The sequence below is a fragment of the Gilliamella sp. BG7 genome, from assembly GCF_046635565.1.
GTDB lineage: Bacteria > Pseudomonadota > Gammaproteobacteria > Enterobacterales > Orbaceae > Gilliamella > Gilliamella apicola_P.
Genome location: NZ_JBIDFB010000015.1, coordinates 25,146 through 40,416, shown reverse-complemented (window position 1 = coordinate 40,416; position 15,271 = coordinate 25,146). Strand labels below are relative to the sequence as shown.

Genomic DNA, 15,271 nt, shown 5'->3' with positions numbered 1-15,271 from the left:
CACCAACTCCCCGCCTGCTTGTCGCTGATTGCGTGTCAGTGGATGCGCATTATAGGGGCTTAAAATTTTTGTGCAAGTATTAATTTTAATTTTATTCTCGTTTGCATCTTATTTGTTCAAATCGAATTATTTAATACATCTTATGTAAACAAATCAAAAATTCTTTTATATAAAAAACAATGTGTTATTTTAAACTATATCCTAAATACAAAACTCAAATAAAAATATTTTAAATAATACCCAGTCAAATAATAAATGATATTATCTAACGAATTCCACCAATAAGATATTTTGCTTTATTTTTAAAAATCAGCGTTATTATATTAGCAATAATGACACTTGCAATTAAAGTAGACACTAAAAAGATTAGTGCTCCTAAGGATGCTAACCAACCATTGTCGGTTTTGATTACATAACCTAGAGGAGAAATATACAGTAGCTGTTCGATTTCTAAAACAATAATTTCATGAATAAAATAGATAGGAAAACTAATATTTGCCATATAAGAAAAGAATTTATATAATCTCCCCTCATTCGTTTTATGATTCAGTCCATCTAAAAAATAAAGCGCTAATATAAATAAAATGATTTTTTGTAATGTATCATAATAAAGTTTTTCTACACCTAAATGACTCATATAGCGATAAGCAAATGGAATGAAAAGACATAAACCAAAAAGAAATATGACTAAGAATAAATTATCTTTGACTATTTTGATAATGGTTTGATAATTTTGTTTTATCATCATGCCAATTATATAAACTGGACCATAATGCAACAAATTTAAAATCGGTTTAGTAAAATCAGGTTTAGTGAACATTACAACCCAAAACATAGCGATCAGACCGGCTACAATCAAACTCCTTTTCGACCAAAAATATAATAAAGGAGCCATTAAATAAATAATGATAATCATCGGCATAAACCACAATGGTAACAGTTGTGTTCCTGTTAACATCATCCTAATTATTGAGCTAATAACACTAGATTCAGTCAATGAATACCACGGTAAATTAGATAAATACTGATAATGGAAAAAAATAAAACAAAAAATAGATACCGAAATATAAGGACACACGACAGTCTTAAATTTTGATAAATAATAAGTTTTAGTATCAAATTTATAAGTTAGATGTTGAAATAAAAAACCAGCAATTAAAACAAAAAAAGTGGTAAAATTAAAGCAAAATAAATTTAAAAAAGAAAATAAATAACTATTAGCAATTAAATGAGTATTTTTAAATACACCTAAACAGTGGCTAAAAACAATCATTATAATTGCAACACCACGTAATACATGTATAGAATGAATTTTTTCCGGTTTTTCTATTACCATTTTGGATATTGTAAATGATGAAATAATTGGTTTATATTACAACATTTTCATATAATTAGAACTACAATTTACAAAAATAAATATCCAAACAAAAAAAAGATAAGATCTAAATTTATTATAAATCATTTCTAAATCTAGTGTTTTCTAGCCAATTTCTTAATAGCAAACGAACAAATAGGGATAATTTCACGTTCTTCTTGCTTTAATTGTTTTAACACAAGGTTTAATAAATTATCAGCTACACCTTGACCTCGATACACAGGATCAACGTAAGTATGATTGATAGTAGCTTTATCTTTTCCTATCCTTGTAAAGGTCATTTTAGCTATTTCTTTATTATTAGCATCACAAGCATAAAAACGATCATTATCTTCTAAAAAATATAGTGTCATAAAATTACCAATATAACATTGTAATTAGTTTACTGTGATTCACATCCATACTTGATTAATAAAAACTCTTTTATTATTAAAAGAAGCCTAATTCCATATCGACTAATTTTAAAGGAGTTAGCAGATAAACAAATAGGTAAACTGTTTAAAATATCATTTTCAACAGTTTACCTATTAATAAAACAATCAGATATTTATCTAATACTAATTATGCTTAAACATTTAAAATAATCGTTTGGCTGTATTGTATAGATCCATATCAAATGGACGCTTCATATTATTGATAGCATCTATAATATCATGATGTACTAATTTACCATTTTGTACGCCAACGCTTCTACCTGCATAGCCTTGTAGCAGTAATTCAACTGCATAAGCACCCATACGAGATCCCAAAATACGATCATAAGGGACAGGAGAACCGCCACGTTGAACGTGCCCTAATACTGTGGCACGAGTTTCGTGATGAACAGCAGCTTCAATGTCTACTGCAAGTTGATTTACATCACACATATGTTCTGTAACAGTCACAATTGCATGTTTTTTACCTTTTGCAAAACCTAGCTTAATTTCTTCGATTAGATCTTCCTTCGTATAAGAAACCTCTGGAATAATCATAAATTCACAACCACCAGCAACTGCTGCATTTAAGGTTAAATCACCACAATCTCGCCCCATTATTTCAATGACTGAAATTCGGTTATGTGAAGAACAAGTATCACGTAATCTATCGATTGCTTCTACAGCAGTACTAAGCGCAGTAAAATAACCTATAGTATAATCAGTACCACGAATATCATTATCAATGGTTCCTGGTAAACCAATACATGGAAAACCTTCTTCAGTTAATCGCATTGCGCCCATATATGAACCATCACCACCAATAACGACTAAAGCATCAATTTGATGTTTTTTTAGATTAGCAATGGCTTTTTGTCTTACAGCTTTATCTTTAAATTCTGGAAATCTAGCCGATCCAAGAAATGTACCACCACGAGTAATAATATCAGATACACTTGAACGCTTTAATTGAACAATGCGATCTTCGCAAAGTCCCATATAACCATCATAAACACCAAAAACATCCAACCCTTCTGATAATGCTGTTCTCACTACTCCTCGAATAGCAGCATTCATTCCTGGAGCATCGCCACCACTTGTTAAAATACCTATTTTTTTTATCATTTAAAATAACTCCAAATTATTAACTTTTAGTTATTATAGAGTCTTAACAGATATCTAACAATAGAAGATAAAGGCTATTTTTGATTAATTTTTCTACTTCATCATTTCGATAGGCACAACAGAAATTGGATCTTGATGAATAATCACCGTTGCAGGAGAAAATTCTTTAGAAATATGTTTTTCAATAGCATCAGCAATGGCATGAGCTGTGATTAAAGGCATATCATCATCTAATTCAAGATGCAATTGAATAAATTTGAGAGGGCCTGCTTGGCGGGTCTTTAGATCATGAAAACCTCTTACATCTGGATATGAAGCAACAATTTCAGCTATTCGCAAATTATCACTATCTGGTAAAGCGTGATCTAAGAGGTCTTTAATTGCATTGTGTGCAATGTGATAAGCATTATAACAAATATACAAAGCAATAAAAAATGCAAAGGCCGCATCAGCATAAGTAATGCCATACCAACTTAAACAAAGTGCAATTATAACAGCAATATTCAACAACATGTCGGAAGAATAATGCAACATATCAGCTTGAATAGCATTACTTTTAGTGATTTTTACAACATATCTTTGATATAAAACAAGAATGCATGTCACTACAGCAGAAACAGTTGAGACAATAATCCCCAATAAAGGTTCCTGTAGTTCATTCGGATAAATAAAAGAGCGAATACTAGAAAGTAACAAAATTATTGCAGAACCAATAATAAACGCGCTTTGTAATAATGCTGCCAAAGATTCTGCCTTGCCATGACCAAAAGTATGATCAGCATCTGCGGGCTTTAGTGCATAACGAACTAAAAAAAAGTTAACACCAGAAGCAAGTAAATCGATACTTGAATCTAATAATGAAGCAAATAAACTTATTGAACCGGTAAACCAACAAGTAATAAATTTAATTAAAATTAAGGAAATAGAGATTGAAACGGCACCTAGCGTCGCTCTTTTAACTAATTTTTCATACAAATGTGAATTTGACATTTAATGCCTATTTATTGATAGGATTCAATTCCCAAAGGAAGAACTAATTGCCGAGCGATCTCAGCTGCTTTTATTCGGCCTAACAACGCATCTATAATTTTTAAAGCAAAATCAATAGACGTTGCGGGACCTTGGCTAGTAATAACTTTATACAACTCATCAAAATAAACTCTATCGGACTTCCAATTTTTAAACGCCTCTTTAGTGGTTGGATAACCAGTCATATATGCGTGTGGAAATAAGTTATGATGTTGTAAAACCATAGCTGGAGAGGCACAAATTGCAGCAACAATACCGCCACTTTGGTGCGTTTGTTTCAATTTTTCGATTAGCAATGGACAATCTCGAAAATTTTCAGCACCTTTAACACCTCCAGGTAAAACAACAACATCAAAATCAATGTATTGAACATCCGAAAGTATTTTTTTGGCCAAAATGGTTACCCCTCGAGAACATTCAATTTCACGAGAATTTGAAATACTTGCAGTAGTAACTTTTATATCAGCTCGGGTTAATAAATCGATAGTGGTTACCGCTTCTGTTTCTTCACAACCATTCGATAAAAACACCAATGCTTGCTTTGTCATCATTCCGCTCCTTTTGAAAAAACAACTTATTAATTTTTTTAGCGAAAATGAATTATTTCACCCTTTCAATATTGGCGCCTAATTTTCTTAATTTTGCTTCAATATTGTCATAGCCTCGATCAATATGGTAAATACGATCAACGGTAGTTAAACCTTCAGCAATACAACCAGCTAAAACTAAACTCGCTGACGCTCGTAAATCCGTCGCCATCACTTGTGCACCGCTCAATGTTTCAACACCATGGGTAATTAAGGTATTGCCTTCAATTTCTGCTTTTGCACCCATGCGAATTAGCTCAGGAACATGCATAAATCGATTTTCAAAAATGGTTTCTTTAATGATTCCTGTGCCTTCAGCAACCATATTTAATAATGAGAATTGTGCTTGCATATCAGTAGGAAAACCTGGATGCGGAGCAGTATGAATGTTAACAGCTTTCGCCCTTTTTCCTTGCATATCTAAACAAATCCAATCTTCACCTACCTCAATCTTGGCACCAGCTTCCTTCAATTTAGAAATCACCGCATCAAGTAAGGTTGGATCGGTTTTACGGCAAGTAATTTTACTTCTAGATATAGCCGCCGCAACTAAAAAAGTTCCTGTTTCAATACGATCAGAAACAATCTCATGTACACCACCGCCTAAACATTCAACTCCTTCAATCTCAATGCGCATTGTACCTGCACCAGTAATTTTGGCACCTAGCATATTTAAAAATTTAGCGGTATCAACAATTTCAGGTTCACAGGCTGCATTTTCGATTATCGTTTTGCCTTCGGCTAACGTGGCGGCTGACATAATCGTAACAGTCGCGCCAACACTCACTTTATCCATAACAATATGAGTGCCCTTTAGTTTTCCATTAACTGATGCTTTAACATAGCCTTCATCAAGTGTGATTGTCGCACCAAGTTGTTCAAGACCACTAATATGAAGATCAACAGGCCTTGCACCAATAGCACAACCGCCAGGTAATGAAACTTGTCCTTGTCCAAAACGAGCAACAAGAGGACCTAAAGCCCAAATTGAAGCACGCATAGTTTTCACCAGTTCATAAGGTGCACAATAATTATTAAGGTGACTTGCATCAAGGTGAATAGAATCATTTCGTTCACATTTTACGCCTAGCTGGCTTAGCAATTCTAAAGTTGTATCGATATCTTTTAACTTAGGAACATTTCGAAGTTCTACTGGTTTTTCCGCCAAAATTGCAGAAAATAAAATAGGTAGCGCAGCATTTTTTGCGCCAGAAATAACTACTTCGCCATTTAGCGATGTTGGTCCTGTTACGTGAAACTTTTCCATTGTTAACTCTTATGCTTGATAAATTGGCGATTATTATAGAAGTTATTTACTAATAATTAAATGAATTTCATTAAAAAATTGAAAATATTACTTTTTTGAATTCACTAAAAACAACTAAAAATCAATAAGTTCAAAATTTTATCTTATTTTGGATCTAGTAAATAATTACGATTAATCAATGATTGACTCAAACAAATTAGCGCCTTATAGTGAATATACTATTTTCACATACAATTTGGGTTATATAACATAGACTGCAAGGCGCCCTTATTTCAATACGATAATATTCAGTCGAGAGAAAAATATGTTTGATTCACTTGCAAAAGCAGGAAAATATCTTGGTCAAGCCGCTAAATTAATGGTTGGCATCCCTGATTATGATAATTATGTTCAGCATATGAAGCTCACTCATCCAGAGCAAACACCCATGACTTATGAAGAGTTTTTTAAAGAGCGCCAAGAGGCGAAATATAGTGGTAAAGGTGGGTTTAAGTGTTGCTAACAATTAGTGGGGTATAAATGACAAAATCTATTCCATCTTCGTTATTGCCAGTCACTTTATTAACAGGATTTCTTGGTTCAGGTAAAACCACACTCATTAATTACTTATTAACACATAACCATAACGAGAAAGTAATTATTATCGAAAACGAATTTGGCCCTGTAAATATTGATAGCAATTTACTAAATGTTAATAGCGAAATTCAAATCGTCGAAATGACTAATGGCTGTATTTGTTGTACGGTGCAAGGGGAACTTACTGAAGCATTACACAAATTACATGAAAAACGCTCAGCTGGTGAATTACAATTTGATCGACTCATTATCGAAACAACCGGCCTTGCCGATCCTGCACCTATTATTCAAACCTTTTTCATTGATGATTTAATTCGTGAAACAATTCAACTTGATGCAATTATTACTCTTGTAGATGCTCAACATATTTTAAAACATCTTAATGAACATCGCGTTGCTCTATCACAAATTGGTTTTGCTGATCGTATTATTTTAACTAAAACTGACTGTATTAATAACGAAAAAAAAGCAGAGGTAATTAATCGAATCCATAAAATTAATCATAAAGCGATTATATTTGAAGCTGTAAAAGGTCAGATCCCAAAATCGCAATGGCTTGATATACATGCCTTTGATCTCAGTGATGAATTAACAATAAATAAAGGATTTTTTGTTATCAATCCGACCCAAAAACTTGAAGCAGACTTTAAACCATTGCCACTACAAAAAAAAGTGACTTCATGGGATGACAACGTTTGTTCATATCTTTTTGAAGCGGGTGAACTTGATCTAAAAAAAATCGGTGCATTTATGGAAAGTCTCGTCGAACAATATGGCAACGACATGTTACGCTATAAAGGTGTTTTAGCTATTAAAGATAATGATCAACGATTAATTGTTCAAGGTGTACATAAAGTTGTAGGATTTGACTATGGCTCACCTTGGCAAAACTCATCAGAAAGAATATCCAGATTAATAATAATTAGCCGCACTCTACCATTTAATGAATTAAATGAAGCGTTTTTAAAAACAGTGACAGATTAAAAAAATAAATTCATTAAAAAGAACAATTACATCTAATTTTATACTGAAACATATAGTTACCGGAAACTTTTTTACAAGTTAACTGGCATAGGTAAACTCTCATCTTTAATAGTCACACATAATTTAATTTGCTAACATAAACGTTTTTTTAAACATGATAAAACAAACTATACAATAACATGGATTACGATATCGCAATTATAGGCCTTGGACCAGCTGGCAGTACGCTAGCCCGTTTACTGAGTCCTTCATTCAAAGTCATTGCATTAGATACAAAGCATAAAACGGAAAATGAAGGATTTCATAAACCTTGTGGCGGGCTATTAGCAGATGATGCTCAAAAAGCCTTTGCTAGGCAAAATATAAACTTACCGGCTGATATTTTAACTGATCCTCAAATTTTTAATGTCAGAACTTATGACTTACAAACCAAACTTGTTCGCAATTATCAGCGGAGTTATGTAAGTTTTGATCGGCACAAATTTGATCTGTGGCTAAAGTCACTAATACCATCAAATGTAACCGTTCTTCATAATACACTCTGTAAAGAAGTAAGGCGTATTATTGATGGTTATCAGATCACTTATCTTGATGAAAATAAAATTGAACACAACGCCACTGCCCAATATGTAGTCGGTGCTGACGGTGCCAATTCTCTGGTTAGACGAATGCGATATCCTCAGCATACGATAAGACAATATGTAGCGATACAACAATGGTTTACAGAGCAACATCCAACGCCATTTAATTCTTGTATATTCGACAATGAATTAACCAATTGCTACTCTTGGAGTATTTCAAAAAATGGTTATTTTATTTTTGGCGGTGCTTTTCCTAAAAAAGTAGCGAATGAAAATTTTGACCAATTAAAAGAAAAATTAACTACACAAGGATTTATTTTTGGTAAACCTCTCAAAACAGAAAAATGTTTAGTGGTTTATCCAAATCGGCTACGTGATTTTTATACTGGCAATGAAAATATTTTTTTAATTGGTGAAGCAGCTGGTTTTATTAGTGCAAGTTCGTTAGAAGGTATTAGCTATGCTTTAGATAGCGCTGAAATTTTAAGTAAAATATTAAATAGTGGCCATCCAAAACCTAATAAATGTTATTATCAACGTACAATACCATTGCGCTTCAAGCTTTATAGTAAAATTGTTAAAGCCAAACTATTAACAACTCCTTTGTGGCGTAAATTAATAATGAAAAGTAAGATTCAGCATATTGAATAACTTAAAATAAAAAAATAATAATGAAATATATTGGAAAATATTAATTATGTTTGATGTAAATGATTTAATCCGTTTTAACCACGAATGGTCAGAAAAAATAGAGCAAGAAGATCCTGAATTTTTTAAACACCTTGCAGTTGAACAAAATCCTAAATTTTTATGGATCGGCTGTTCAGACAGTCGTGTGTCAGCAGAGAAACTCATTAAGTTAAAGCCTGGTGAGTTATTTGTGCATCGTAATGTTGGTAATCTTGTAATACACACTGATTTAAACTGTTTATCAGTTGTTCAATATGCTGTGGATGTACTTAAAATTGAAGATATCATTGTTTGTGGTCATTTAGGTTGTGGTGGAATTCGTGATGCGGTTGAAAATCCTGATTTAGGGCTAATTAATAACTGGTTACTGCATATTCGTGATCTTTGGTTTCGAAACAGCTCACTTCTAGGGGAATTTCCTCCCGATATCCGTTTGGATGTTTTATGTGAACTTAATGTAATTGAACAAGTATACAATCTTGGACACTCTACAATTATTCAATCTGCATGGCAACGAGGTCAAAAAGTTAATTTACATGGTTGGGTTTATGGGATTCATAATGGCAAAATTACTGATTTGCATATCACTTCATCAAGTAGCGAAAATCTTGAAATTAACTACCGAGAAGCTATTTCTTATCTTCTAAATTTACATAAATCCCAGTAGTTAGCTCATAATTCTTATTTAAAACGATGGATAATTTGATTGCTGCTTCCTCGCCACAATAGACGAGGATCAGCAAGTTCTTGTACAAATTTTCCATCAATTAACACATCAATATAAGGAATAACCGCTTGTTGTTCAGTTGTTAACTCATCAAGCTTATACCCAGTCCAAAGCCAGATATCTTTATTATCGCACTCAGATTTAACACGTTGAACCAGTTTTAATATAGTTGCGACGTTTTGAGGATGCAAAGGATCACCGCCAGAAAGCGATAATCCTTGACGTTTTATTTCGGTATCTTGTAAATCTTTAATGATTTGATCTTCAAGTGCTTGTGTAAATGGTAAACCAGAATTTACTCCCCATGTACTTTTGTTATAGCAACCTGGGCACTGATGTACACACCCGGCAACAAAAAGAACACAGCGAGTTCCTTCCCCATTAACAACATCGACAGGATAATAGCGATGATAATTCATAAATATTTATTGATTATTAACCAATTTGACCATTATTTAAATGTTTAACTCGACGTTTTACTTCTTCTTGTTTACCTGCATTGAATGGGCGGGCATCAGGACTACCTAAATATCCACAAACACGACGAGTAACCGATACTTTTGAAGAATCATGATTTCCACAACTTGGGCAAACAAAGCCTTTGCTAGTACAAGAAAATTCACCAGTATAACCACATTCATAACATTCATCTATTGGCGTATTAGTCCCATAATAAGGAACTCGTGAATAACTATAATCCCAAACATCTTCTAATGCTTTGATATTGTTAATCATATTTGGATATTCGCCATAACAGATGAAACCACCATTAGCAACTTGAGGATAAGGTTTTTCAAATTCGATTTTTTCGTACGGATTAACCTTTTTCTCAACATCAAGATGGAAACTGTTAGTATAATAACCTTTATCAGTAACACCTGGAATTACACCAAATTCAGCCGTATCAAGTCGGCAAAATCGATCACATAAATTTTCGCTTGGTGTGCTATATAAACTAAACCCATAACCGGTTTCGTTCTTCCATTGATCCACCGCATTACGTAAATACTCAACAATTGCCACGCCTTTTTCGCGTAATTTATCACTATCAAATGGATGCGTTTGATTTCCGAAAAGTGCATTTAATGTTTCATGAAGACCAATATAACCTAAAGAAATTGAAGCTCGCCCATTTTTGAAAATTTCAGAAACATTGTCATCTTCGTTAAGCCTTACACCACAAGCACCTTCCATATATAAAATTGGTGCCACTCTTGCTTTTACGCCATCAAGTCTAGCAATACGCGTCATTAATGCTTTTTTACATAGTTCTAAACGTTTATCTAAAATTTCCCAAAATCTAGCTTCATCACCTTTAGCTTCAATAGCTATACGAGGCAAATTTAGACTAATTACACCTAAATTATTACGCCCATCATGAATTAACTGGCCGTTTTCTTCATAAACGCCCAAGAAACTTCGACAACCCATTGGAGTTTTAAATGAACCCGTCACTTCAACAACTTTATCGTAATTTAAAATATCTGGGTACATCCGTTTACTTGCACACTCAAGTGCAAGTTTTTTAATATCATAATTAATATCGCCCTGTTTATGGTTAATACCACCTTTAATGGCAAAAACAAGTTTTGGAAAAACTGCTGTTTTATGATTTTTACCTAATCCTTTGATACGAACTTTTAAAATAGACTCTTGAATTAAGCGTGATTCCCAACTAGTTCCTAAACCAAAACCAAAAGTAACAAACGGAGTTTGTCCATTAGCAGTGTGTAAGGTGTTTACTTCATATTCAAGAGATTGAAACGCATCATAACACTCTTTTTGAGTTCGGCTTTCGGCATAAGCTTCTGGATTTGGGATATTCCATTCTTCAGCCACTTGTTTGTGTTTGTTATAACTAATAGTAACAAACTTTGCTAAAACCTCATCAATACGATTAATGGTCGTGCCACCATAAATATGGCTAGCCACTTGTGCTATAATTTGTGCAGTTACCGCAGTTGCTGTAGCAATTGATTTTGGAGGCTCGATCTCAGCATTACCCATTTTAAAACCATTAGTTAACATACCATCTAAGTCAATTAACATACAATTAAACATAGGGAAAAATGGCGCATAATCTAAATCATGATAATGAATTTCACCACAATCATGAGCACGAGAAATATCTTTAGGTAATAAATACTGCTTCGCATAATGCCTTGCTACAATACCCGCAAGTAAATCACGTTGAGTTGGAATCACCTTGCTATCTTTGTTAGCATTTTCATTTAAAATGGCGACATTACTTTGCTCAATTAACCCTCGAATATCTTGATTTAGACGGCTACGTTCTTCACGAGCACGATCACGATCATGACGATACTCAATATAAGTTCTCGCTAATTTTTTATAAGGGCCTGACATTAACTGATTTTCAACTGCATTTTGAATTTCGTTGATATCAACACTTTCACGTTCGCTCATTTGATTAGTAACAACACGAGCAACCGCTGCGCAATAATCTGGGTCATGAACATTCGCCGCCACAGCTGCTTTGACAATTGCATCTTTAATTCGAGTCTCATTAAATGCAGTTTGACAACCATCTCGTTTTATTACTACAGGCATATATACTCCTCAATATTCATTAATAACTAGCATTTGCCGCAGGCGTTATACCAACATTAATATTCGTTGTTATTATTCATTTTTTATCAAATTATTAGTTTTTTGATATAATCCCAAATTTTGCCACCGCTCAAATACTACTATATATAGTAAACATATATTAAATTATACACCATATATAGTGTTTTTCTAGAATTTTTAATAAATGAAATCACTTGACGAGTTTAAAACTAATAACGACAAGGAGTTATGAAATATTGAGATACAAAAGAGGAAAAAGCTCAACAAAAGTGCAAACTTACTTGCACTTTTGTATAGCAAAATAAAATTATAAATTGAAAATATTAAGATTCAATATTTAACCAATCGGTATGAAACACGCCTTCTTTATCAATACGCTCATAGGTATGAGCACCAAAATAATCTCTCTGTGCTTGAATCAAATTAGCTGGTAATACCGCTGATCGATAACTATCATAATAAGCAATCGCTGCTGAAAGTGTTGGAACAGCAATACCTTGTTGTACTGCTAAAGATACCACATCACGTAATGATTGTTGGTAAGCCTCAACCGTTTGATTAAAATAAGGTGCCAACAACAAATTATCAATCTCATTATTATCAGCATAAGCATCAGTAATTTTTTGAAGGAACTGTGCACGAATAATACACCCTGCTCTAAAAATCTTAGCTATTTCACCATAATTTAAATTCCATTTATATTTATGAGAAGCAGCTTTTAGCTGTGCAAAACCTTGTGCATAAGAGATAATTTTACCCATATACAGTGCTTTACGGACTTTTTCTATGAGCTCCTGCTTATCACCACTATAAGGCGCTTTTTGAGGACCTTTTAACACTTTTGCCGCCGCAACTCGCTGATCTTTAATTGCTGATAAATAACGAGCAAATACAGACTCAGTGATTAAAGATAAAGGCTCACCCAAATCTAAAGCACTTTGGCTGGTCCATTTACCTGTACCTTTATTGCCTGCCGCATCTAAAATCATATCAATTAAATAATTACCGTTTTCGTCTTTATGCTTAAAGATATCAGCGGTAATTTCGATTAAATAACTGTCTAACTCGCCTTTATTCCAATCTGTAAACACCTCAGCAAGTTCATCATTAGTTAAACCAACAGCATGTTTTAATACCGAATAGCTTTCAGCTATCAGTTGCATATCGCCATACTCAATGCCGTTATGAGCCATTTTTACATAATGACCAGCTCCATTTGGACCTATATAAGCAACACAAGGCTCACCATTAGCCTTAGCTGCAATCTTCTCTAATATTGGTGCAACTAATTCATAAGCCTCTTTTTGCCCACCAGGCATAATTGATGGACCTTTTAGCGCTCCCTCTTCGCCACCTGAAACACCAGTACCAATAAAGTTAAATCCTTCTGCTAACAATGTTTTGTTACGACGAATTGTATCTTCAAAATAGGCATTCCCACCATCGATAATAATATCACCTTTATCTAAAAGTGGACGCAACTCATCAATTACTGCATCAGTACCTTTACCTGCTTGCACCATAATCAGGATACGGCGTGGTTTTTCTAAAGAATTGACAAAATCTTCAATTGTATAATAAGGAACCAATTTCTTATCAGAATGTTCAGCCATGACTTGTTCTGTTTTATCTTTAGAGCGATTATAAATAGCAACAGAAAATCCACGACTTTCAATATTGAGCGCAAGATTTCGCCCCATAACTGCCATTCCAATAACACCGATTTGTTGTTTTGACATGATTTGGCTCCTTTATTAAACCTCTATAACCTTAACCATAAGGTTTTAACAACACCTAAAACTTAATTAAGTTTTATAAATTACGCTATATTTTGCCATAAAAAAAGCCGTATCAGAATACAATACGGCTCTTTTTCATGACTTTAATGATATTTACTATCAACTGAACAAATCATGAACGTTTCATCATTTCGAAAAACTCATCATTAGTTTTAGTCATGGCAAGTTTATCGATCAAGAACTCCATTGCATCAGTCTCACCCATTGGGTTAAGAATTTTACGTAAAATCCACATTTTTTGTAGTTCATCAGGCGAAGTCATTAGATCTTCTTTACGTGTACCAGAACGATTAAAGTCAATAGCAGGGAACACCCGACGTTCAGCAATTTTACGAGATAAATGGACTTCCATATTACCTGTACCTTTAAACTCTTCATAGATAACTTCATCCATTTTAGAGCCAGTATCAATCAATGCTGTTGCAATAATTGTTAAACTACCACCTTCTTCCACATTACGTGCCGCACCAAAAAAACGTTTCGGACGATGTAATGCATTCGCATCCACACCACCAGTCAACACTTTACCTGATGAAGGAACAACTGTATTGTATGCACGAGCCAAACGGGTGATCGAATCTAATAAAATAATCACATCTTTTTTATGTTCAACCAAACGTTTTGCGCGTTCAATAACCATTTCAGCAACTTGAACATGTCTTGCTGCTGGTTCATCGAATGTCGATGCAACAACTTCACCTTTAACTAGACGCTGCATTTCGGTCACTTCTTCGGGACGCTCATCAATCATTAATACAACTAACTCGCATTCAGGATGATTAACCGCTAGGCTTTGTGCAATATTTTGTAAAAGCATTGTTTTACCCGCTTTTGGCGGTGCAACAATCAAGCCACGTTGACCTTTACCAATGGGCGATGCCAAATCAAGTACTCTTGCGGTGATATCTTCGGTGGAACCATTACCTCGTTCCATTCGTAAACGGGAATTTGGATGAAGTGGAGTTAAGTTTTCGAAAAGAATTTTATTGCGGGCATCTTCTGGTTTATCGTGATTTACTTCGTTTACTTTTAACAAAGCAAAATATCGTTCACCTTCTTTAGGTGGACGGATTTTACCAGCAATGGTATCACCAGTCCTTAAATTAAATCGTCGAATCTGACTTGGTGACACATAAATATCATCTGGTCCAGCTAAATAAGAGCTATCGGCTGAACGTAAAAAGCCAAATCCATCTTGCAATATTTCCAGTACACCATCACCAAAAATATCTTCACCACTTTTGGCATGTTGTTTTAAGATTGCAAAAATAATGTCTTGTTTTCTAAGTCGGGCAAGATTTTCAAGCCCCATTTTTTTTTCACCGAGCGCTACGAGCTCGGAAACAGAAGTGTTTTTTAATTCAGTTAAATTCATAATGTTAAAAATTCTTGAGGATAAAATTGATATGTTTGCAATTTAGTATTATTTTTGTGTAATTTTTTCATGTAATTATAAAAAACATCTCTTACAGCACTTAAATTCAATCGATTGCTAAGATTTTGATGATAATTGAACGTTTGAATAT

General features: G+C 33.7%; 14 protein-coding genes. 4 read left to right on the top strand and 10 right to left on the bottom strand.

Annotated features, from left to right (window positions below):
* Nucleotides 1–265: 265 nt before the first annotated feature.
* The 6 genes from ACGH49_RS09805 to murA all read right to left on the bottom strand — a co-directional run bounded on the left by ACGH49_RS09805 (nucleotide 266) and on the right by murA (nucleotide 5,796).
* Nucleotides 266–1,336 carry an acyltransferase gene (locus tag ACGH49_RS09805; RefSeq protein ID WP_411589196.1) on the bottom strand — a complete coding sequence of 357 codons (1,071 nt, stop codon included), beginning with the start codon at nucleotides 1,334–1,336 and terminating at the stop codon, nucleotides 266–268.
* A gap of 134 nt (nucleotides 1,337–1,470) precedes the next feature.
* The gene (locus ACGH49_RS09800; protein ID WP_065607616.1) at nucleotides 1,471–1,728 is read right to left on the bottom strand and encodes a GNAT family N-acetyltransferase; all 258 of its coding nucleotides are present in this window, start codon (nucleotides 1,726–1,728) and stop codon (nucleotides 1,471–1,473) included.
* Nucleotides 1,729–1,950: 222 nt separating this feature from the next.
* On the bottom strand, nucleotides 1,951–2,913 hold the full coding sequence (gene pfkA, locus ACGH49_RS09795; RefSeq protein WP_034914458.1) for a 6-phosphofructokinase: 963 nt from the start codon (nucleotides 2,911–2,913) through the stop codon (nucleotides 1,951–1,953).
* A 93-nt stretch (nucleotides 2,914–3,006) separates the two neighbouring features.
* Complete coding sequence (locus ACGH49_RS09790) at nucleotides 3,007–3,903, bottom strand: cation diffusion facilitator family transporter (protein ID WP_411589195.1); 897 nt, start codon at nucleotides 3,901–3,903, stop codon at nucleotides 3,007–3,009.
* Nucleotides 3,904–3,914: 11 nt separating this feature from the next.
* Entirely contained in the window at nucleotides 3,915–4,490 is a 576-nt protein-coding gene (locus ACGH49_RS09785; protein ID WP_174798892.1) for a DJ-1 family glyoxalase III, read from the bottom strand.
* A 52-nt stretch (nucleotides 4,491–4,542) separates the two neighbouring features.
* The gene (murA, locus tag ACGH49_RS09780) at nucleotides 4,543–5,796 is read right to left on the bottom strand and encodes a UDP-N-acetylglucosamine 1-carboxyvinyltransferase (protein WP_411589194.1); all 1,254 of its coding nucleotides are present in this window, start codon (nucleotides 5,794–5,796) and stop codon (nucleotides 4,543–4,545) included.
* A 304-nt stretch (nucleotides 5,797–6,100) separates the two neighbouring features.
* Here murA and ACGH49_RS09775 point away from each other — a divergent pair, with 304 nt between their 5' ends.
* From ACGH49_RS09775 to can, 4 genes are all read left to right on the top strand, one after another.
* The gene (locus ACGH49_RS09775; RefSeq protein WP_065607622.1) at nucleotides 6,101–6,298 is read left to right on the top strand and encodes a YbdD/YjiX family protein; all 198 of its coding nucleotides are present in this window, start codon (nucleotides 6,101–6,103) and stop codon (nucleotides 6,296–6,298) included.
* 17 nt (nucleotides 6,299–6,315) lie between these two features.
* A complete protein-coding gene (locus tag ACGH49_RS09770) occupies nucleotides 6,316–7,356 on the top strand; it encodes a CobW family GTP-binding protein (protein ID WP_411589192.1) in 1,041 nt (346 codons plus the stop codon).
* 179 nt (nucleotides 7,357–7,535) lie between these two features.
* Nucleotides 7,536–8,588 (top strand): FAD-binding protein, encoded by a 1,053-nt coding sequence (locus ACGH49_RS09765; RefSeq protein ID WP_065607626.1) that lies wholly within the window; start codon nucleotides 7,536–7,538, stop codon nucleotides 8,586–8,588.
* A 46-nt stretch (nucleotides 8,589–8,634) separates the two neighbouring features.
* The gene (gene can, locus ACGH49_RS09760) at nucleotides 8,635–9,294 is read left to right on the top strand and encodes a carbonate dehydratase (RefSeq protein WP_411589191.1); all 660 of its coding nucleotides are present in this window, start codon (nucleotides 8,635–8,637) and stop codon (nucleotides 9,292–9,294) included.
* A 14-nt stretch (nucleotides 9,295–9,308) separates the two neighbouring features.
* On the opposite strand, the gene nrdG is transcribed toward can, so the two are convergent.
* The 4 genes from nrdG to rho form a co-directional block, all read right to left on the bottom strand.
* Nucleotides 9,309–9,773: an anaerobic ribonucleoside-triphosphate reductase-activating protein gene (nrdG, locus tag ACGH49_RS09755; protein WP_065607630.1), complete on the bottom strand. Its 465-nt coding sequence runs from the start codon at nucleotides 9,771–9,773 to the stop codon at nucleotides 9,309–9,311.
* 16 nt (nucleotides 9,774–9,789) lie between these two features.
* Nucleotides 9,790–11,925, bottom strand: coding sequence for an anaerobic ribonucleoside-triphosphate reductase (gene nrdD / locus ACGH49_RS09750; protein ID WP_411589190.1), 2,136 nt, complete (start codon nucleotides 11,923–11,925; stop codon nucleotides 9,790–9,792).
* A gap of 344 nt (nucleotides 11,926–12,269) precedes the next feature.
* Nucleotides 12,270–13,685, bottom strand: coding sequence for an NADP-dependent phosphogluconate dehydrogenase (gndA, locus tag ACGH49_RS09745; protein ID WP_411589189.1), 1,416 nt, complete (start codon nucleotides 13,683–13,685; stop codon nucleotides 12,270–12,272).
* Nucleotides 13,686–13,857: 172 nt separating this feature from the next.
* The gene (gene rho / locus ACGH49_RS09740; protein ID WP_034910472.1) at nucleotides 13,858–15,120 is read right to left on the bottom strand and encodes a transcription termination factor Rho; all 1,263 of its coding nucleotides are present in this window, start codon (nucleotides 15,118–15,120) and stop codon (nucleotides 13,858–13,860) included.
* Nucleotides 15,121–15,271 lie beyond the last annotated feature (151 nt).

Excerpts from the sequence above, each read along its gene's own strand:
- can (WP_411589191.1), top strand. The coding sequence starts at position 8,635 with ATGTTTGATGTAAATGATTTAATCCGTTTTAACCACGAATGGTCAGAA.
- ACGH49_RS09805 (WP_411589196.1), bottom strand. The coding sequence starts at position 1,336 with ATGGTAATAGAAAAACCGGAAAAAATTCATTCTATACATGTATTACGT.
- ACGH49_RS09800 (WP_065607616.1), bottom strand. The coding sequence starts at position 1,728 with ATGACACTATATTTTTTAGAAGATAATGATCGTTTTTATGCTTGTGAT.
- ACGH49_RS09765 (WP_065607626.1), top strand. The coding sequence starts at position 7,536 with ATGGATTACGATATCGCAATTATAGGCCTTGGACCAGCTGGCAGTACG.
- gndA (WP_411589189.1), bottom strand. The coding sequence starts at position 13,685 with ATGTCAAAACAACAAATCGGTGTTATTGGAATGGCAGTTATGGGGCGA.
- rho (WP_034910472.1), bottom strand. The coding sequence starts at position 15,120 with ATGAATTTAACTGAATTAAAAAACACTTCTGTTTCCGAGCTCGTAGCG.
- ACGH49_RS09775 (WP_065607622.1), top strand. The coding sequence starts at position 6,101 with ATGTTTGATTCACTTGCAAAAGCAGGAAAATATCTTGGTCAAGCCGCT.
- nrdD (WP_411589190.1), bottom strand. The coding sequence starts at position 11,925 with ATGCCTGTAGTAATAAAACGAGATGGTTGTCAAACTGCATTTAATGAG.
- ACGH49_RS09770 (WP_411589192.1), top strand. The coding sequence starts at position 6,316 with ATGACAAAATCTATTCCATCTTCGTTATTGCCAGTCACTTTATTAACA.
- nrdG (WP_065607630.1), bottom strand. The coding sequence starts at position 9,773 with ATGAATTATCATCGCTATTATCCTGTCGATGTTGTTAATGGGGAAGGA.
- pfkA (WP_034914458.1), bottom strand. The coding sequence starts at position 2,913 with ATGATAAAAAAAATAGGTATTTTAACAAGTGGTGGCGATGCTCCAGGA.
- murA (WP_411589194.1), bottom strand. The coding sequence starts at position 5,796 with ATGGAAAAGTTTCACGTAACAGGACCAACATCGCTAAATGGCGAAGTA.
- ACGH49_RS09785 (WP_174798892.1), bottom strand. The coding sequence starts at position 4,490 with ATGACAAAGCAAGCATTGGTGTTTTTATCGAATGGTTGTGAAGAAACA.
- ACGH49_RS09790 (WP_411589195.1), bottom strand. The coding sequence starts at position 3,903 with ATGTCAAATTCACATTTGTATGAAAAATTAGTTAAAAGAGCGACGCTA.